Raw genomic sequence first — 19188 nt, 5'->3', positions numbered from 1 at the left:
TGGCCGTATGAACAGCTAAAAGCCAACAGCCAAATTGTTACCGACTTAGAACAGATTCTGAACCAGCAGATAAATATAACGGGCAGCCACACCGGCGCAGAGTCCGCCTATGGTATGCGCAATGATCGCCTTGGAGGTCAGCTTGCGAAAGCCCAGAGTGTCCAGCATGGCAGTGTGTGTACTCAGATAACCACTCCAGCACATGCCCATAGCTGTGAACACGGCAATATCGCTTTCACTGATAATGCCCTGGGAGATAAAGTTAGGCACCAGTGACATGGCGGCACCGACAGCGCCCAGTGATGTAATCGGAAACGCGACCAGTTCAGGGTGGTCAAAACCAAACAGCAACTGGAACAGCCAGGACAATTCACCCGCCAGTTTCGGCAACAGGGCGACGCCTTCGTAAGCCGCACCGGTATAACCTTCCGCAGAAGGGCCGAAGGTCAGTACCATTACGATGGTACTGATAATCAGTACGCCGGGAATGATTGCCATGCCCATTTCTACGCCGCTTTTTCCCCCGTCCAGAATCGAATTCAGGCCACGTAGCCAGACAGGGCTGTTGTCATGATCTTCGGGCAGCTCTGAGTTTTTTGAGTTGAGGTTGTTCAGGTTGATGGCTTTGATATCAGAGGCGGTCAGTCGCTGCATCAGGCGTGTGGAAATGACTGCGCCGACCATTGCGCCCGCCAGCCCTACCAGTGCCGCATTAAGAAAGTTCTGGCCGGGAGCGCTTTCCAGTGTGGCCATAAAGGTAATAACGATCAGTCCCATGCCAAAGGCTGTACCAAAGTTGGTCAGGGAAATCAGCTCATGGGGCTTGAAACTGCTGCTGAAGCGTTTGTCTTTGGTAAGGCTGATAATCGCGGGATTATCCGAGAAAAAGGTCATCATGGCGGCCATGGCGGCTCGACCGGGCAAGTTGAACACAGGGCGCATCAGCGGCATCAGTAGGCGTTCCAGCAGGCTGATGACATGGAATTCAGTAAGAAGCCGACTCAGGGCGCCTGCAAGTACGGTAATACCCATAAGGAACAGAACCGTATGTAAAAGCAGGTCGTGCGCCGTGTTAAACAGTGTGTTGAACATATTGGAGAGCCCCATTTCAGAGCCCAGGTAACCAAAAAACAGAACCAGAAACAGTATCAGGCCCAGAGGTTCGATGATCTGGCGAGCACTAAGGCTGCTCGTTTGGGTTTTGTCTTTATCAGACACCGAGACAAATTCATTCATATAGGCTCCGGGAGGGGGCTGGAGAGTAAAGATTAGGTGAAAACAGGCGATTACGCAGAATTTTGAACAGTTATGCTACATAAAACAGTGACTCAGGCGGTTATTTAATACTTATAATAAGGCCGGAAGTCCCGGCCTTTTACAGAAATCAGTGCTCGCGGGTAGTACGGAATTCAACGTCCGGATAACGTTCCTGAGACAGCGACAGGTTAACCCGGGTTGGAGCCAGGTAGGTCAGGTGACCACCACCATCTATGGCCAGGTTTTCAGCGCATTTACGCTTGAACTCTTCCAGTTTTCTCTCGTCGCTGCACTCAATCCAGCGAGCGGTGTTAACGTTCACCGGTTCATACAGGGCTTCTACCTTGTATTCATCTTTCAGACGGCGCATAACCACATCGAACTGCAGGATACCCACCGCACCCAGAATCAGGTCATTGTTGTTGAGCGGCATAAACAGCTGGGTGGCGCCTTCTTCCGACAGTTGCTGCAGACCTTTCTGAAGTTGCTTCAGCTTCAGCGGGTCTTTCAGACGAACCCGGCGGAACATCTCTGGCGCGAAGTGCGGAATACCGGTGAATTTCATCAGTTCGCCCTGACTGAAGGTGTCGCCGATCTGGATAGTGCCGTGGTTGTGCAGACCGATAATATCGCCGGACATCGCTTCTTCAACATGAGAACGGTCACCCGCCAGGAAGGTCACAGCGTCGGCGATTTTAACATCCTTGCCAATACGCACATGTTTCATCTTCATGTTGCGGGTGTACTTACCGGAACAGATGCGCAGGAAGGCTATACGGTCACGGTGTTTCGGATCCATGTTGGCCTGAATCTTGAAAACGAAGCCTGAGAACTTGTCTTCCGCAGGCTCAACAGCACGTTCATCCGTATGACGGGGCAGGGGAGCCGGAGCCCAGCGGGCAAAGTCGTCCAGCATTTCACGTACACCAAAGTTTGCCAGTGCGGTACCAAAGAATACCGGTGTCATCCGACCCGCCTGATAGGCTTCCAGGTCGAATTCATGGCTGGCTCCCTGAACCAGCTCGATTTCCTCAACAAAGTCGTCATAGAGTTCACCCAGCAGTTCCCGGGCTTCGTCGCTGTCCAGCCCCTGAATGCGGATGTCTTCCGGAATCGTATGGCCCTGACCCGGTGTAAACACATGGATGGTATCGGTGTACAGGTTGTAGACGCCTTTAAAGCGTTTACCCATGCTGATTGGCCAGGTGACAGGCGCACACTGGATTTTCAGGATGCTTTCTACTTCGTCCAGTACTTCAATCTGGTCTCGTACTTCGCGGTCCATCTTGTTGACGAAGGTGAAAATCGGAGTGTCGCGCAGACGGCAGACTTCCATCAGTTTGATGGTTCGGTCCTCGACACCTTTGGCACCGTCGATCACCATCAGACAGCTGTCTACGGCAGTCAGGGTTCGGTAGGTGTCTTCCGAGAAATCTTCGTGTCCCGGTGTGTCCAGCAGGTTGACGGTGCAGCCTTTGTATGGAAACTGCATCACCGAGGTGGTGATGGAGATACCGCGCTCCTGCTCCATCTTCATCCAGTCAGAAGTGGCCATGCGCCCGGACTTTTTACCCTTGACGGTACCCGCCATCTGGATAGCGCCACCCAGTAGCAACAGCTTTTCAGTGATGGTGGTTTTACCCGCATCAGGGTGGGAGATGATTGCGAAAGTACGGCGTTTTGCCACTTCCTGAGCCAGTGCGCTCATTGATACCTGCCAAGAATACTCAAAAAAACTAGCTGCATTATATAGGCTCTGGCAGCTAAAACCAGTGACCTGTCCTGAATAACCAGTTTCCGGCAGGCTGTTTTCTTCAGACTGTGCGCCGATAACCTGTTTAATCAAAGTGGCTAGACTTTATACGCATTTATGGACGCACTTCAGAGACTGTTAACCACTCCGGTCGGCAGTATGGCCGACATTGCAGGGGAGAACGAGCATGCGCCCGTTGGGGTATGGCGTGGGCATAGCGTCCAGCCTTTCCCTCTTGGGCGGGAGTTGGGGCTGTCTGAAGGCGATGAAGTGGCTGTGGAAGATGTGACCGGGGCGCTGGAAGAGCGTTACGGGTCTTTTGTGAAGCGTGAGATAGAGCAGCATCTGGAGGGCATGCAGACCCTGAGTGACAGGGATGTTGCCATCATTGACAAGCAGGCCAGAAAGATATTTCGTGAAGTCAGGGGTGGAAACCAGGAGCTGATACAATCTGAAGTCACTGTGGAATGGGTTGGCAGGCTGTTTGAGTTCTTGCAGACGGAGCCGAACGACGACAAGCCGGGAGTTGGCTGGAATTATCTGCCAGAACATGAGCAGGAGTATATGGTGGAGTCTGTCCGGATCAGTATGCAGGCAAAACAGAGCGTACTCACTTTTGATGACATTGATCACGAGGGCGTGACCAGTCTGGAGACTCATCAGACACTGTTTGCCGGGTCGGCGCCGCAGATTGCCCGGGTTCTTGAAGATCAAGGGCTGAAGCCGCCCATCAAACCCGGTGATCTAAGGGATTTTGCTGAAGAATTATTTTTTTTCACCGAGCCTCCCGGTCAGGAGATCAACCGGAAGGAGCTGGGGCTTATGCGCAATGCGGATGTCTTTACCAATCGTACCGCAAAGCTGCTCTATAACTCCCCCCTGGAAATGATGCATGAAAAAACGCTTGATATGCAGAAACAGGAGGCAAGGGGTCACGCCAAAAACCTGATGCGTGGGCTTTCAGCCGTTGATAAATATAGCGAAAATCTTCCGAAGGTTTTACATGAAGCGATGATCAGCGATTTACGCAGCCAGTTTTTTGCCACACTTGATCATATTCACCAACTGGAGGTGCTGGAGGCGAACAATCCTCTGAATCAGGCTCACTGGCAGCAGTGTAAACAGGATGAGCTCGTTATGGCTCTGGATGTGTTGCTGGCTGAAGAAAAGCGACTCGGGGAAAAAATTGGGCAGGGCAGCAATGATGGAAAAGGCTCGAAAGCCCGGTTTTTAAACCGAATTAATCAGTTGATCAATGAATTTGATGATCTGGCTGAAAAGGTTGGGAGTAATAAAGATGAGGACCTGTTACCCAATGGTGAACACTCCGATGCGCTGGGGGTTGAAAGATTAGGGCGACGGCCTGTTCAGGACGCCAGTCGCTATGCCCGTTTGATTGCCCGGCGACTGAAAGACATTGGTATCAGGAAAGTGGATAAAAAGCTGAATGAGGCCAGAACCAGAAGAATGGCCAGTGTTCCCTGGAAAACGGTTGAAACCCGCCTTGAGCCTCGCATCAACAACAAACCCCTTAAGCTGCAAAGCCGGATTATTCCCGCCGCAGAGTTTAGGCTGGATATGGGACATTCGCACAATGTTGATATATTCCCGGTTCATCTGCGTGGCAAGGGCAAACCTTCTTCGAAAAGGGATGAGGCGAATAATGCCGTTAATCTGGGCGAAACGCAGTTGCTACTTGAGCAGGGAGGGAAACAGAAAAGGCTGTTCAGAGGGTTGCGTTCCGGCACTCTGATGGCATTTGGGATCTCAAAGAAAAAAACACGGGAAAAGGCCAATGATGCAAGATGTTACGACCTGGCTGTTTCCAGTCTGAAACAGGTGCTGGACGATAGCCCTGAACTCTTTAATCAACAGCCTGTTCCCATCAGGCTGTCAACACTGCAGCTTCTGACACCGGATAAAGGGCGTCACTGGTTTCGTGTGCATGATGATGAACTGAAAATGCAACGGGAACAGGTGGAAGCGTTAAAACGATTAAAAGCCCGGCTGGACGATGGTGAGAAACTGGCTATTACAGACAGCTACGGTCATGTTCACGAAGTGGAGGTTGAATTTGATTTTGCGACGACCAATTTCGGTGTCAACAACCTTGCACTGGAAACAAAGTGGAGGGCCATGGGGCCATGGGGAGCTGTCAGAGACGACAATCTGGAAGGGTTAGAAAAGTTGATGGGCGGTGTTGAGCCTGGCGATGAGATTGGCGGCTGGGCTCAGGACTTTTTGAATGGTCCGGCGTCTTCTAAAGAAAAGATAATTGTCAGGCAGCTGATTGAACAGATTCGTGACCTGTATGTCACCGAAGATTATAAGCGGGAAGGGGAAGACGCTTATAAAATGGTCGCTCGTCTACTGCTTCTGTCTTATAAGCTGGGACTGATCACGCACTTTAACTGTAAGAGTGGTAAAGACCGTACGGGGGAGGCTGATGCAGCTGTCAAACGGCTGGCTGCTCAGGTAGAAGCGTTGGGTTATGTGCCTGATCCCAGGCAGCCTGTCAGTCAGGAAGAACGGGTTTTATCCCAGATGTTTGCACTGGAAACCGGAAATGTCCTCTGGCAACAGATGAATATCAACCGTCCCGGCTATAAAACGACAACCGGCAAGAGAAGGCTGGGTGAAAGGGTGTTTGGTATGATCCATGTTTAAGGTTGCTTCTGGCTCTTCTGGTTCTTCTGGTTCTTCTGGTTATCGGTCAGATTAAAATCCTGCTTCCAGATTGTCTCAATTACCATAAACAACATTGCAGTACTCCAGCCGGAAAGGATAATACCATTGATGGACTGAATGCCTGTCAGTAGTCGTGTATCTCCGGTCAGGACGATGTCGCCATAGCCCAGTGTTGTGAAGGTCACCATGGAAAAGTAGATGGCGTCAGGCCAGGAGAGAATAACTTCCACTTCCGGGATGGCGTGGTAAGCGGCTGCCCACAAGGTGATTTCTGCCAGATGAAGGAATACAACGATTAGTGCTGTAGTGGTAAGAACCAGAAAGTGGGATTTGGTGGTGGCCAGCAGATGAGGGTGTGACTTGCTTAGCTTTTGCAGCCCTTTGAGCCATAGTGTGGTTCCGGCTGCGTGGAGCAGAACCGTCAGCGTTACCATTAGCGAACCATACAGAGAAGCATTCAGCAGCATACTATTTCTTGTCTAAAGCCAGTGTTTTGAATCTTGAGGGCTTCGTTCTGAGAAGCCCTGGTCCAATGGATTTAACTATCTAATAAGTGCGGGCTAATAAGTGCGGGCAACCGCAAAATTTGCCAGTTCTTCCATCGCTGAGCGGTAAGGCGATTCCGGCAGTGCGGACAGGCTGGCAATGGCTTTTTGAGCCTGCTCCTGTGCTCGCTGTGCAGTGTAGTCCAGGGCGCCACAGTCTCGAACGGCGGAGATAATGGCATCCATATTGTCAAGGCCGTTCCCTTCTTCAATGGCTTGACGCACCAGCTCTTTCTGTTCCGGCTTGCCTTCTGACAGGGTGAAAATCAGAGGCAGGGTGGGTTTGCCTTCTGCCAGGTCATCACCCAGGTTTTTACCCATGGCTTCTGCGTCACCGGTATAGTCCAGCAGGTCGTCAACCAGCTGGAAAGCCATGCCAAGGTGATTACCGTAATCGCACAGGGCCTGTTCGGTTTTCCTGTCCTGACCGGACAGGATAGCAGCGGTTTGGGTAGACGCTTCAAACAACATTGCCGTCTTGCAGCGAATCACTTCCATGTACTGGGCTTCCGTGACGCTGGAATCGTTGATGTTCATCAACTGCATCACTTCACCTTCTGCAATCACATTGGTGGCGTTGGCCAGAACATTGAGCAGGCGCATGTTGTCGAGACTGACCATCATCTGAAAGGCTCGGGAGTAGAGAAAGTCGCCCACGAGAATACTCGGTGCATTACCCCATAAAGCATTGGCGGTGTCACGGCCACGGCGCAGGTCGGACTGATCAACCACATCGTCGTGGAGCAGGGTGGCGGTATGCAGGAATTCGATGACAGCGGCCAGTGGAATATGGTTTTTGGCGTTATGGCCACGGGCGTTATAGCCACAGGCGTTGGCGGTCAGCAGAACCAGCAGGGGGCGCAGGCGCTTACCGCCAGACTGGATAATGTACTGGCCTATTTTACTGACCAGTACGACATCGGAATGCAGCTGTTCACGAATGCACTGGTCGACCAGGGCGAAATCGTCACGGACAACAGCTTGGAAAGAGGGTTGTTTACGATCAGGCATAGGGTTGCTGCAGAAGGTCTAAATGGCTGCATCCTATGGAGTGCTTGCGGTGCTGTCAATAGCCGCAGTGGTTATAGCGGCTTATCCGGCTTCCAGTGAGGTGAGTGCATACAGGCGCTGATAGTCCAGGTCAGGTTCATAGCCCCGGTACATTCGGGCAGAGAGAAAGTCGATGGGTTGGCCTTCAAAGCTGTGTACCAGATGACGTGCGTAGCGGTTGGTTTCTGGTATATCGCAGAAAACAGGCTGTCCGTGGCTGTGCTGGAGCAGAGCCTGCATCAGGTGTTCGGCAATCACCAGGGTGTCAGCAAACAATGGGCCAATCTTATAGCCGGTGATGCACGGGCGCAGAACGCCAAAGCCTTTGATGTCTTGATGATCGCGAAAGCAGAAAGCACTGGCTTCGGGCTGGGTGACCCAGGCTTTCAGGTAGGGCTTGCGTTTCCCGGGAAACAGCTGTTCTTCGTAGTCAAGAAGCTCCAGCAGACGTATATGCCTGAGGTTTATGACATTCGGGTGAAGCTTGTCCGGAGCGTGTTGCCAGTTGAATTCAAAGCGTTGGTTGATATGGGCAGTCCGAAAGCCCACCGAGCGGTATACGCTTTCTTTTTCCAGAACGCCGTCAAGGGACAGGTTGCGGTAGCCCGCCATCTGTAGCCGTCTGCGGGTCATCATCAGGCCAATTCCCTGTCCACGGTATTCTGGTTTGACAATGAAGTTGCCAAAGCTGGCATAGCGGGCATTGTGCCTGAATACGGCGGAAACGCCCACCAGTTCGTCATCCAGTTTAAGACCAATAAACCCACTGGCAAATGCTTTGTAAAGAGTACCTGCGTCGTGGATGCCAGGATTCCACCCTTCCCGGGCGATCCACTGATACATGGTTTGCACTTCTTCCCGACTCAGGGTGTCGATGTGAATGTTTCCCCGCATGGTAGTACCTCATCGCTAGCAGTCATCATTTATAGTGTTTGTTAAATAGAGTTTTCTATTAAGACGGCTTATTGCCGGTATTGTTGTATCCACAGGTCAGCAATGCTGGATCGAGTGGTAAACCACACATCAGGATAGCTGCTGGTGTAGTTCAGGAACTTTCTGATGGCTTCGCTGCGTCCGGGATGCCCCGACAGCCGGTAATGCAGACCAACAGTCATCAGGCCGGGTTGCGCTCCGCCTTCCCTGTACAGACAGTCAAACGTATTTTTCAGGTGCTGGTAAAAGTGGCCGGGCGTTATCCAGCCAGGGCTGGAGCCGTAAAGACAATCGTTATTGAGCAACGTGTAGGGGATGATCAGATGTCCGTTCTGCCACCAGGGGTAATCGTCGGAATAATCATCGCTGTCCCACTGCAGTCCGGCTTCGGTCACCAGTTCACGGGTGTGCAGGCTTTTACGTCCCGTGTACCAGCCCCGGGCGAGTTTGCCGGTGCTTTGGTGAATCGTATCCAGAGTGCGTAGCAGATGTCGCCGTTCGTCCTCTCTGGAAAAGTGCTGATAATCAATCCAGCGCCAGCCATGTCCCGCGATTTCATGGTTCGACTGACCCAGAGCTGAAGCGATAGCCGGGTTACGAGCCAGAGCCTGACCACAGGCAAAGACGGTGACGGGTACGTTGTATTCATCAAACAGCCGGTGCAGTCGCCAGAACCCCGCTCTGGTGCCATAGGCAAACAGGCTTTCACTGGACGGGTGACGGGTGCCGGTTCGCTCAGACAGGCCGGGAAAGCCGGAAAGGTAGTGTTCCGAAGAGTCGTCCCCATCCAGTACGTTACGCTCAGCTCCTTCTTCCAGATTCAGTATCAGATTGATCGCCAGCCGTTGGTTTGCGGGCAGCCTGATGGTGGGCGGCTGTCCTGCGTAACCTAACCAGTTGCGGGGGTAAGGGGTTGATTGATCGGTCATCAGTGGCTGTACCTATAGAGGTCGAGTCAATTAATAACCAAGAGAATAGACAAACCTACTTGCCAGATGGGCTGGCATTACTTAAAATTTGCGCCCCTATCTGAGAATCCGGTGCGGTGTGCCATTTTGTTATGAGTTTTATTTGAAGCTTATGCGGTGCCGCTCTTTTGAAGTGATTTTTAGGTAGCTAATGAAAATTCCGCCAGAACATTGCTTTCGGGAGAGTGTTCCCAAAAGAGTGCTCCCAAAAGATTGTTTTTGAGCGGATGCCTTTGACAAAGAGGCTGACAGGATTTTCGGAGATTATTATGTACGCTGTTATCAAGACCGGCGGCAAGCAGTATCGCGTTGCTGAAGGTACCACCCTTAAAGTAGAAAAGCTGGACGTAGCTGCTGGCGAGAACGTTGAAATTACTGACGTTCTGCTGATCGCTAACGGTGAAGAGCTGAAAGTTGGCGCGCCAGTGATCGAAGGTGCCAAGGTGACTGCTGAAGTCGTAGCTCATGGTCGTGGTCCAAAGATCAAGATCATCAAGTTCAAGCGTCGTAAGCACCACCGCAAGCAAATGGGCCACCGTCAGTGGTTCACTGAGCTGAAGATCTCCAGCATCGCTGGTTAATTTCGGTTTCATAACGCTGATGGGTTATTTTTAACCCATTTTATGTTTTAGAAGGTGGGTGTCTGGTTTGGTCGCTGGCCACTTCACCGGGTTAAAAGGAGAGCATAATGGCTCACAAAAAAGCTGGCGGTTCTACCCGCAACGGTCGCGATTCAGAAAGTAAACGCCTTGGTGTCAAGCGCTTTGGCGGTCAGGCAGTTATCGCAGGTAACATCCTGGTTCGTCAGCGCGGTACTCGTTTCCACGCTGGTGAAAACGTTGGTATTGGCAAGGATCACACCCTGTTCGCCAAGGCTGACGGCAAGGTAGTATTTGAGGTTAAAGGTCCTCAGAAGCGTAAGTACGTTCGTATCGAAGCTGCTTAATCGCTACTGCTTTTTACCGGGTGCCCTGATTGATATCAGGAAAGGTTATCCGGTAAACAGAAAGCCCCGCTTTAATGCGGGGCTTTCTCGTATCTGAGATATATTTATTACCGGTGTCTGGAGATAAGTTTTTTACGACAAAGAATTTATGTGCAGGCATCGCTACTGAAGGCGAATGCTGCAGGAGGTTGTAGATGAAGTTTGTCGATGAAGCCACGATCTGGGTTCAGGCAGGTAAGGGCGGTAACGGTGCTTTAAGTTTCCGTCGTGAGAAATATGTTGCCAAGGGTGGCCCGGACGGTGGCGATGGTGGTGACGGCGGCAGCGTTTACGTAGAGGCCAGGGATGATCTGAACACGCTGGTGGACTATCGCTATACCCGTCGCTATCAGGCAGAAAACGGTGCGTCGGGGCGTGGTCGTAACTGTTCCGGTAAAAAAGGCGAAGACATTATTTTACCTGTGCCGGTAGGTACAACCGTTGTTGATGACGATACTGAAGAGGTGATCGGTGACCTTATGGAAACCGGTCAGCGGATTATGGTGGCTCATGGTGGCTGGCACGGTCTGGGCAATACCCGCTTCAAATCCAGTGTTAACCGCGCTCCCCGCCAGACAACGCCGGGTTCCGAAGGTGAAGGGCGTAACCTGCGTTTTGAGCTGAAGGTGATTGCGGATGTGGGTCTGCTGGGTATGCCTAACGCCGGTAAATCGACCTTTATCCGTTCTGTATCCCATGCCAGGCCAAAAGTAGCGAACTATCCGTTCACAACTCTGGTACCCAATCTGGGAGTAGTGAGTGTCGAGAAGCATCGCAGTTTTGTGGTGGCCGATATTCCGGGACTGATTGAAGGGGCTGCTGAAGGTGCAGGACTGGGGATTCGTTTCCTGAAACACCTGTCCCGCTGTCGTGTGCTTCTACATCTTGTTGATGTAGCGCCTTTTGATGAAACCGATCCGGTGGAAACCGCCAGGGCCATTGTTAAGGAGCTGGAAAACTTCAGCCCGGCACTGGCAGAGCGTGAACGCTGGCTGGTGTTGAACAAGGTTGATCTGCTGCCGGAAGATCAACGTGAGGAAGTGTGCGCCCGGATCATCAAAGAACTGGGCTGGGAAGGTCGTGTGTACCGTACCTCAGCCATTGCCGGTCAGGGAACCGACCTTTTGTGCCAGGAACTGATGACTTACATCGAAGAGCGTAATCAGGAAGAAGCTCAGGACGACAGTATTGCGGCTCAGGAAGAAGAACATCGCGTCAAAATGGAAGCAGAAGCCCGCAGTCGTATGCGTGAAATTGCTGAAGAGCGTCGTCAGAAACGTCTGGCTCAGAAAATGGCTCAGTTTGAAGACGAAGACGATGATGATGACTTTGATGATGAGGACGATGTAGAGGTATTCTACGCACCCTGATTGTTTTTAACCGCCCTGAACAGGGCGGTTTTTGTATCGGCTTGAAGGAGAAAGGATGAGTGAGCGAGGCAGGTTGAGTTCAGCAAAGCGCTGGGTGATAAAAATTGGCAGTGCTTTGTTGACCGACGAAGGTCGTGGTCTTGATGTGACGCGTATTGATAACTGGGTGACCCAGATGTGCCGCCTGCGACGTAAGGGTGTTGAGATTGTTCTGGTTTCATCCGGTGCCGTGGCCGCCGGAATGGAAAAACTGGGGCTGGATGAACGACCGTCTGCCTTGAATGAACTTCAGGCTGCGGCAGCGGTAGGGCAGGCAAGACTGGTGCAGGTCTGGGAGGAAAGCTTTCAGAAACACGGCTTTCAGCCGGCGCAGGTATTGCTGACCCACGCTGATCACAGTAATCGTCAGCGCTATTTAAATGCCCGCAGTACGCTGAATACTCTGCTCGATATGGGCGTCGTGCCAGTAGTCAATGAAAACGATACCGTAGCCACTGAAGAAGTGCGTTTTGGTGACAACGACACGCTGGGGGCGCTGGTGGCGAACCTGGTTGAGGCGGACGTGCTGGTGCTGATGACGGATCAGGACGGTTTGTTTACAGCCGATCCGCGCAAAGACCCCGGCGCAACACTCGTCGATAATGTTCGGGCTAAGGACAGGCAGCTGGATGCCATGGCTGGCAGAGGCAGTGGCCGACTGGGACGAGGTGGTATGCAGACCAAATTGCGTGCTGCCCGGCAGGCTGCGGCTTCCGGTGCGGCCACCGTGATTGTGGGTGGGCGGATAGAGTCGGTCATTGAACGGCTCTATGATGAAGAAGCGTTGGGAACGCTGCTGTTGCCGGACCATGAGCGCCTGGCAGCCCGCAAGCAATGGTTGCAGGGGCATATGCAAACCTCTGGTGAGCTGGTTCTGGATGCCGGGGCTGTGGATGTTCTGTTGTCAAAGGGCAAGAGTCTCTTGCCGGTAGGCGTGCGTGAAGTCCGGGGCTCATTTCTTCGGGGTGAGATGGTGACCTGTGTTGATGAGTCCGGTCGTGAAGTGGCGAGAGGACTGACCAATTATGGTGATGAGGATGCCCGTAAAATCATTGGTAAATCCAGCGATCTGATTGGTGGCTTGCTGGGTTACTCCGGTGAGCCTGAACTGTTGCACAGGAATAATATGGTGCTGGCCGGTTAAGCTCGTTGCCGGATGCTTGCCTGTTTATTGTTAAGAAGGCCTTGGGAATCAAAGCACGCTCTGGATTTTGTAGCTATCTTATTTGGAGCTATCTTATACCGGTCCCCTAAGCAGTCTTTCAAAGAATAATACCGGCCAGAGCGGCTTAACTGGAACATCCAATGAAAACTAAGTGCTTTTGTCTGGTGTTGGTGTCCATGCTTTTCAGTTCTACCCTGTCGGCAAGGCATCAGCCAACCTTCAGCCTGATTTTTTCTTTTGCTACGATGGCCGCCCTGCTCTACAGGGATAGCTCACCTATCCCCGGTGGAGTGCAGTTGAAACAAAACTTTCAGAGGGTTAATCACCCGGCAATGCATGGTAATGAGTGGGTTGGCAAGAAGCGGGTACCATCGTTATATGGAGATCACTCTTCGCTATGTGATGGTCTTTATTCTGGCTATTTGTTTTCTGATTATTGTCGGCCTCAGCGTGTTGCGATCACTGTTATGCCACTTTCAGGTAAGACTCCGGTAAGTCGATGTCAGGTCGTTAACCCAAGGATAACTCTAAGGGTTCCCCCCAAAGAGACAAAAGAAAGGGCAGAGCTTGTTGGTCAGTTAATGGCACAGGCAGAGAACGGGTATACAAAATGCTATTGGGAAAAAGCGGCCATAAAACTCGGCCTGTCAGAGGCTCAGATTGACTCTTTCAGGTGCATAGGTAATCCGGCAGAGCGTCTTTTGCAGTACTTTGAAAATAAGTACCCCCACGGTGCTGCACAGATATTGCACTGTTGTTTCCTTTCCATCAATAGCCGCTTGTCAGATTTGTTAGAGGAAGTTGTTTTGCCCGGGGCTGAGGAGGTATCAGGGCAAGGGGAGGTCGGTTCCTGTGATATGGCTGCTGGATCAGGTACCCAAATTGAGCCGATATCCATTGGTAGCGACTTTCCACCAGGTTCGTTAACGGAATGCGTTTTACTCAGGGCTGAGGTAGCACTGCGAGGAGAAGCCGGTTTCGATGATAGGGCAGTTGGCACAGGCATAGGAATTGAGCCGTTACTGATTAGTACGGAGCAGTTAGCTCAGGCTTTTCCGTTCTTTGCCTCGCCTGATTATGAAGAGATTGTAATGCTTATCATCAGCAGCTCCGGGTCAGGTCATGACTGGCAGGCATTGGCCAGATTTGCAGGTATGTCTGATAAGAATATTGCAGATTTAGAAATGGAGGGAACTTCCCCGTGTCAGGTGGTCGATACCATTCTGAGGTTTTTATTGGCTACGGAACCTGACCCTGGGAGAGCCTTTGATGATTTTAAATGTGCTTTGTATCATCTGGATAGCTCTGAAGCTGTTACGCTCGTTATGCGCTGGGGTCGCCCGGAGAAACTGATATTTGGTGACTGGATGGATTAACAACTGGATGGATTAATAAGTTGAGGCAATACAAGATGGGGCAGGAAGCCCCATCTTGAAAGAACGCTTCTGAGCAGAGACTTCAGAAATTAAGCAGACAGGGCTTTAACCTGAGCGTTCAGACGGCTCTTATGACGAGCGGCCTTGTTCTTGTGGATGATACCTTTGTCGGCCATACGGTCGATAACAGGTACAGCCGCAGCGTATTCAGCTTTAGCCAGTTCAACGTCTTTGGCTTCGATAGCGCGTACTACTTTCTTGATGGAAGTACGAACCATGGAACGCAGGGATGCGTTGTGAACACGACGGTTTTCAGCCTGACGGGCGCGCTTTTTAGCAGATGGAGAGTTAGCCATTCTGGTGCTCCTAAAATCGAATGTGTGTACTGTATTCAATTGCAGGGCGGCTTCGGGCACCCTGTGATTCGAGTATGTAGTTGCCGCAGTTACTGTAAGGGTTCTCCCGGGCAAGAGAACCTTCAGTGCCATACCCATACAGTCAAGTCGCCGAATCATGCCGTGTCAGGCTTCTGTTGTCAATACGGCGTCCTGCCTGCGCTTGACTGTATAGTCCCTATCCCCCCATCATCTGGTGTAAAGTGAGAGTTATCGTTAATATCGATGCCTTTTCTGAACCTGGTATTGAGCCCCTGAATGTCTGAACAACCCTCTGATAACGATGAAAATACCAGTGCTGGCATAAACACCAGTGCTGATGCAAAACAGCCACGCTCCCAGAGTTTGCTGAAATCCAGCCTGGTGGTGGGTGTTATGACTATGATGTCCCGGGTACTGGGGCTGGTTCGTGACGTGGTGGTGGCTGGCTATTTTGGCTCGTCCATGGCAGCGGACGCTTTTTTTGTCGCGTTCAAAATCCCCAACTTTCTCAGGCGGCTGTTTGCCGAAGGCGCTTTTTCCCAGGCATTTGTGCCGGTTCTGTCGGAATATCGCACCACAAAACCCTTTGATGAAGTGCGTATTCTGGTCAGTCGTGTCAGTGGTACGCTGGCTGGCACGTTGCTGATGGTCACCGTTCTGTGCATGCTGGGCGCTCCCCTGCTGATTCGGCTGTTTGCGCCGGGCTTTATTGATGAGCCGGAAAAGCTGGCGCTGGCTGGCAGTATGTTGCGCATCACCTTTCCTTATCTGCTGCTGATTTCCCTGACGGCACTGGCTGGCGGTATTCTTAACAGTTACAGCCGTTTTGCTTTGCCTGCCTTTACGCCGGTTTTGTTGAATCTCAGCCTGATTGGTTCAACCCTGCTGCTGACCCCTTATTTTGCCGAGCCAGTGATGGCACTGGCGTGGGGCGTCGTGATCGCGGGTGTATCCCAGCTGCTGTTGCAGCTGCCATTCCTGATGCAGATCCGTTTGCTGCCTTTGCCGCGCTGGGACCGGCAGCATGAAGGGGTGCGACGCATCATGAAACTGATGATTCCGGCTCTCTTTGGTGTGTCCGTCAGTCAGATTAACCTGTTGCTGGATACGGTGCTGGCTTCGTTTCTGCAAACTGGCAGTGTTTCCTGGTTGTATTATTCCGATCGTCTGTCAGAACTGCCCCTGGGGGTGTTTGGCATCGCTATTGCAACGGTCATTCTGCCCAGCCTGTCCCGTAAGCACGCTGATGACTCGAAAGATCAGTTTTCCAGAACGCTGGACTGGGCTATCCGCCTGGTGCTGCTGATTGGTATTCCTGCTGGCGTTGCACTGTTTATTCTGGCTGAGCCATTGATTACGACCCTGTTCCATTACGGCGAAATGCAGGACCGGGATGTGATTATGGCCGGTATGAGTTTGCAGGCTTATTCACTGGGGCTGGTGGCTTTTATGCTGATCAAGGTGCTGGCGCCGGGTTACTTTGCCCGTCAGGACACTAAAACTCCGGTACAGATTGCCATTAAGGCAATGGTTGCCAATATGGTGTTTAACCTGATGTTGGTGTTCTGGTTGCAGCATGTGGGCCTGGCGTTAGCGACAGCCATGTCGGCCTTTATGAATGCGGGTTTGCTGCTTCTGGGGCTGAAGAAAACAGGGGTATTTAAACCGCAGGCAGGTTGGTGGCTTTATGCTGGCCGTCTGTTGTTTGCCAATGCGGTGATGGCGGCTGTTTTGCTGATGATGCAAGGTGATGTTCAGCAATGGCTGGACTGGTCACTGTGGCAGCGTGTAAGTCAGATGTCGTTTACCGTTGCCGCAGGTCTGGCAGCTTATGGTTTCAGTTTGCTGCTGTCTGGTATTCGTCCGTCCCAGTTTCGACACTGACGACAAAAAGATCTGCCAGCCGCCATAAGGGAAGCAGTACTGAACAACATACCAGCTCCTCCGTCATCCCCGCCTGCGCGGGGATGACGATGGGATATTTTTCTCTGCTACTTCCCTAAGCCGTTTTCTGCTTTTCTATTAATGAGTTTCCCATGCGGCCCAAAGTCACTGGAAAGACGGCAAGCACAAACAACAGGTGATGGTGAAATACCCCGGGTATCGACCGCATGGCCACAGAAGCATAAGTGTTTATTACTTATAGAAACATGTTTTTTGATTGATATGATTCGGGATACTTAAAAAACCATCTGGTGATGTGTTCATGATGAAAAAAGCACTTTTAAGCTCGTTAGTCCTTTCTGCTACTCTGCTTAGCCCATTCACTAATGCCAGCACTCCCCCCCCGGCGGTTCAGGCTGGTGTTACATCCGCTGAATTGATGCAACGGGCCGCTGTCCAGTGGGTTTCTGTAGACAGCATTCGTGACAGTCTCAAGGGTATGCCGCCGATGGCTGTGGGGTTTGATATTGATGACACCGTCCTGTATTCAACCCCGGGATTTGTCAAAGGTAAGGCTGAGTTCTCTCCCGGCAGCAATGATTACCTTAACAATCCCAGTTTTTGGGCAAAGATGAACGGAGGGTGGGATGAGTTCAGTGTGCCGAAGCGGGTTGCCAAAGAGCTGATCAAGATGCACCGGGAGCGGGGAGATACCATTTATTTTGTGACCGCGCGTCCCTATAGCAAGGGGGAAAAGGTGACCGAAATCATTCAGAAGAAATTTCATATCACCAATATGTAGCCGGTTGTTTTTGCTGACAAAGCCAACAACTTCAATAAAGAGAAGAATCTGAAATCCCATAATATCAAGTTATTCTACGGTGACGCTGATGGTGATATCACTTCAGCGCAGGCGGTGGGTGCCCGGGCAATCCGGATCATGAGAGCCATTAACTCTTCTCATTACCCACTGCCCAGAAATGGCCAGTTTGGTGAAGAGGTGGTTATTGATTCTCAGTCCTGATAAACGGTGGGGTTACTAGGCAGAAACTAAAAATCCGGTATATTTTTGATTGCTACCGCCCCGGGTGTTCGCTTTTGATGTTCTATGTCAAACAATGCAACTCTTTTACAGTGATCCTAAAATCATCAGTTGAAAATACCGACTAAACTGTAAACCCTTCTGCAAAGAGGGTTACAGTATGTTACTACCACCAGAACCCATTCACCCAAAGGGTGAGCCCAAAGAGCTCAGCAAACAGGTTGCTCCAACCACTCTTGAAGTTGACACATTTGAAGGTAAAGTTCATGTTGAGTGGGAGCCTGGGGCTTCAGTCACCCCAATGGGTCAGCTTGCATTTTTTATTCAATTTTTAAAAACTGGCTATCGGTTCGAGCCTTGGGTAGAAGATTGTCCATTGGTCTACAAAAGCAATAACGCTCCCAAAAAAGTCGATGTAATTGGCTCTCTTTTTCTTTCAATACTTTCAGGGCATAAGCGTTACGCTCATATCGCTACATTAACTGGAGATGGTGTCAATTCTAAATTGCTTGGTATGACGAAAGTTGTCAGCGATGACTCTGCCCGGCGAGGATTACTTAAAATAGATGAGCAAAAAGGTGTCGAGTGGCTGCAATACCACTTACAAGAATGCTATGAACCTTTATTAAAAATACCGTGGATTTTGGATGTAGATGTTACGATTAAAACCATTTACGGTAACCAAGAGGGTGCAGAGAAGGGATATAATCCCCATAAAAAAGGACGACCCTCTCATACCTATCACTCTTACATGATGGCTAATTTAAAGCTGGTTCTTGATGTTGAAGTTCAACCAGGTGACAAAGGAAATAGTAAACACTCATTACCAGGCCTAATGGATTTATTGAACCGCCTTCCGAGAGAGTGCTGGCCTGAATTTGTTCGGGGTGATTGTGATTGGGGAAGCGACCGAGTTATGACGGAGCTTGAACAATCAGGGTGTGGCTATTTGTTCAAAATCAAAAAGACCCCTAATACCAAGAAAGCTATACACCATGCGCACTGTAGCGGAGGCTGGCAGCGCTACGACAGGCATTGGGAAGGTAAAGAGTCTGAATTAAGACTGGATGGTTGGCAAAAACCAAGGCGAATTGTTATTGTCCGAAGGCGATTGTCTGGTGATTCACTTTTGCTGGAAAAAGAAAATAAGAAAAAGCAAAAAGAGATTGCCTTTGTTGAAGATCCTGAAAACATTAAGCTCTTCGAATATTCAGTATTAGCCACAAGTCTTGATGATGGTGTTGTGTCGATTATAAATCATTACAGAGATAGAGCTGACTGTGAAAACAATTTTGATGAGATCAAAAACCAATGGGGCTGGGGAGGCTATACAACCAATGACTTAAAGCGATGTCGCTTTATATCAAGGATGGTGGCATTAGCTTACAACTGGTGGACTTTATTTGTGAGATTAAGCAACCCTGATTCGCATAAAGAATCTATCACCAGCAGGCCATTGTTAATGAGTGCAATTGGCAAACTGACAGAGAGTGGTCGGCAGAAAAAAATAATGATTACCAGTCAGCATAATTTAATGCAGAAGATACAAAAAATGCAGGAAGGATTGTGTGATTTTTTTGATTCAATTAAGGAAATTGCGACGCAGTTGAATCCAATTGATATCTGGTGTCGTATTTTAACTCGTTCAGTATCGAAATTTTTAACAAAAGGCCAAGTTATTACTCCGGTAAGGTTAATAAATTCAAGTTGAAGCCAGACTGAGTCTTCCAGCTTAATGCTTAACACTGCATCAGCC

General features: G+C 50.6%; 16 protein-coding genes. 9 read left to right on the top strand and 7 right to left on the bottom strand.

The features are described from left to right. Positions 1–45: 45 nt before the first annotated feature. The gene (locus NX722_RS14985; RefSeq protein ID WP_262563645.1) at positions 46–1236 is read right to left on the bottom strand and encodes a CD0519/CD1768 family membrane protein; all 1191 of its coding nucleotides are present in this window, start codon (positions 1234–1236) and stop codon (positions 46–48) included. A 148-nt stretch (positions 1237–1384) separates the two neighbouring features. Further along, positions 1385–2965, bottom strand: a complete 1581-nt coding sequence (locus tag NX722_RS14980; protein ID WP_262563644.1) for a peptide chain release factor 3 — start codon at positions 2963–2965, stop codon at positions 1385–1387. A 204-nt stretch (positions 2966–3169) separates the two neighbouring features. Between NX722_RS14980 and NX722_RS14975 the strand changes: the two genes are divergently transcribed. After that, positions 3170–5677, top strand: coding sequence for an inositol phosphate phosphatase SopB (locus NX722_RS14975; protein ID WP_262563643.1), 2508 nt, complete (start codon positions 3170–3172; stop codon positions 5675–5677). Here NX722_RS14975 and NX722_RS14970 read toward each other — a convergent pair. The 4 genes from NX722_RS14970 to NX722_RS14955 all read right to left on the bottom strand — a co-directional run bounded on the left by NX722_RS14970 (position 5674) and on the right by NX722_RS14955 (position 9155). Next, complete coding sequence (locus tag NX722_RS14970; RefSeq protein ID WP_262563642.1) at positions 5674–6165, bottom strand: potassium channel family protein; 492 nt, start codon at positions 6163–6165, stop codon at positions 5674–5676. The two genes, NX722_RS14975 and NX722_RS14970, sit on opposite strands and share 4 nt — an antisense overlap. Positions 6166–6258: 93 nt before the next feature. Then, complete coding sequence (gene ispB / locus NX722_RS14965) at positions 6259–7254, bottom strand: octaprenyl diphosphate synthase (protein ID WP_262563641.1); 996 nt, start codon at positions 7252–7254, stop codon at positions 6259–6261. An 81-nt stretch (positions 7255–7335) separates the two neighbouring features. Further along, complete coding sequence (locus NX722_RS14960; RefSeq protein WP_262563640.1) at positions 7336–8187, bottom strand: GNAT family N-acetyltransferase; 852 nt, start codon at positions 8185–8187, stop codon at positions 7336–7338. Positions 8188–8255: 68 nt separating this feature from the next. After that, positions 8256–9155, bottom strand: a complete 900-nt coding sequence (locus tag NX722_RS14955) for a polysaccharide deacetylase family protein (RefSeq protein ID WP_262563639.1) — start codon at positions 9153–9155, stop codon at positions 8256–8258. 308 nt (positions 9156–9463) lie between these two features. Here NX722_RS14955 and rplU point away from each other — a divergent pair, with 308 nt between their 5' ends. The 5 genes from rplU to NX722_RS14930 all read left to right on the top strand — a co-directional run bounded on the left by rplU (position 9464) and on the right by NX722_RS14930 (position 14129). Beyond that, the gene (rplU, locus tag NX722_RS14950) at positions 9464–9775 is read left to right on the top strand and encodes a 50S ribosomal protein L21 (RefSeq protein ID WP_262563638.1); all 312 of its coding nucleotides are present in this window, start codon (positions 9464–9466) and stop codon (positions 9773–9775) included. Between the two features lie 107 nt (positions 9776–9882). Beyond that, positions 9883–10140 (top strand): 50S ribosomal protein L27, encoded by a 258-nt coding sequence (gene rpmA / locus NX722_RS14945; RefSeq protein ID WP_262563637.1) that lies wholly within the window; start codon positions 9883–9885, stop codon positions 10138–10140. Between the two features lie 194 nt (positions 10141–10334). Further along, entirely contained in the window at positions 10335–11549 is a 1215-nt protein-coding gene (gene cgtA, locus NX722_RS14940; RefSeq protein WP_262563636.1) for an Obg family GTPase CgtA, read from the top strand. 55 nt (positions 11550–11604) lie between these two features. Continuing rightward, a complete protein-coding gene (proB, locus tag NX722_RS14935; protein WP_262563635.1) occupies positions 11605–12732 on the top strand; it encodes a glutamate 5-kinase in 1128 nt (375 codons plus the stop codon). 161 nt (positions 12733–12893) lie between these two features. After that, the gene (locus NX722_RS14930; protein WP_262563634.1) at positions 12894–14129 is read left to right on the top strand and encodes a hypothetical protein; all 1236 of its coding nucleotides are present in this window, start codon (positions 12894–12896) and stop codon (positions 14127–14129) included. Between the two features lie 89 nt (positions 14130–14218). Here the strand turns inward: NX722_RS14930 and rpsT are convergent, their stop codons facing one another. Next, positions 14219–14485, bottom strand: a complete 267-nt coding sequence (rpsT, locus tag NX722_RS14925; RefSeq protein ID WP_262563633.1) for a 30S ribosomal protein S20 — start codon at positions 14483–14485, stop codon at positions 14219–14221. 297 nt (positions 14486–14782) lie between these two features. Here rpsT and murJ point away from each other — a divergent pair, with 297 nt between their 5' ends. From murJ to NX722_RS14910, 3 genes are all read left to right on the top strand, one after another. Beyond that, complete coding sequence (gene murJ, locus NX722_RS14920) at positions 14783–16390, top strand: murein biosynthesis integral membrane protein MurJ (RefSeq protein ID WP_262563632.1); 1608 nt, start codon at positions 14783–14785, stop codon at positions 16388–16390. Positions 16391–16712: 322 nt separating this feature from the next. After that, on the top strand, positions 16713–17192 hold the full coding sequence (locus tag NX722_RS14915) for an HAD family acid phosphatase (protein WP_262563631.1): 480 nt from the start codon (positions 16713–16715) through the stop codon (positions 17190–17192). 400 nt (positions 17193–17592) lie between these two features. Next, on the top strand, positions 17593–19143 hold the full coding sequence (locus tag NX722_RS14910) for a transposase (protein ID WP_262563630.1): 1551 nt from the start codon (positions 17593–17595) through the stop codon (positions 19141–19143). Positions 19144–19188 lie beyond the last annotated feature (45 nt).

Origin of the sequence: Endozoicomonas gorgoniicola (genome assembly GCF_025562715.2) — a bacterium.
GTDB classification, from domain to species: Bacteria; Pseudomonadota; Gammaproteobacteria; order Pseudomonadales; family Endozoicomonadaceae; genus Endozoicomonas_A; species Endozoicomonas_A gorgoniicola.
Note: the sequence above shows the minus strand (reverse complement) of the source record. Positions and strands in the feature narration are given on the sequence as shown.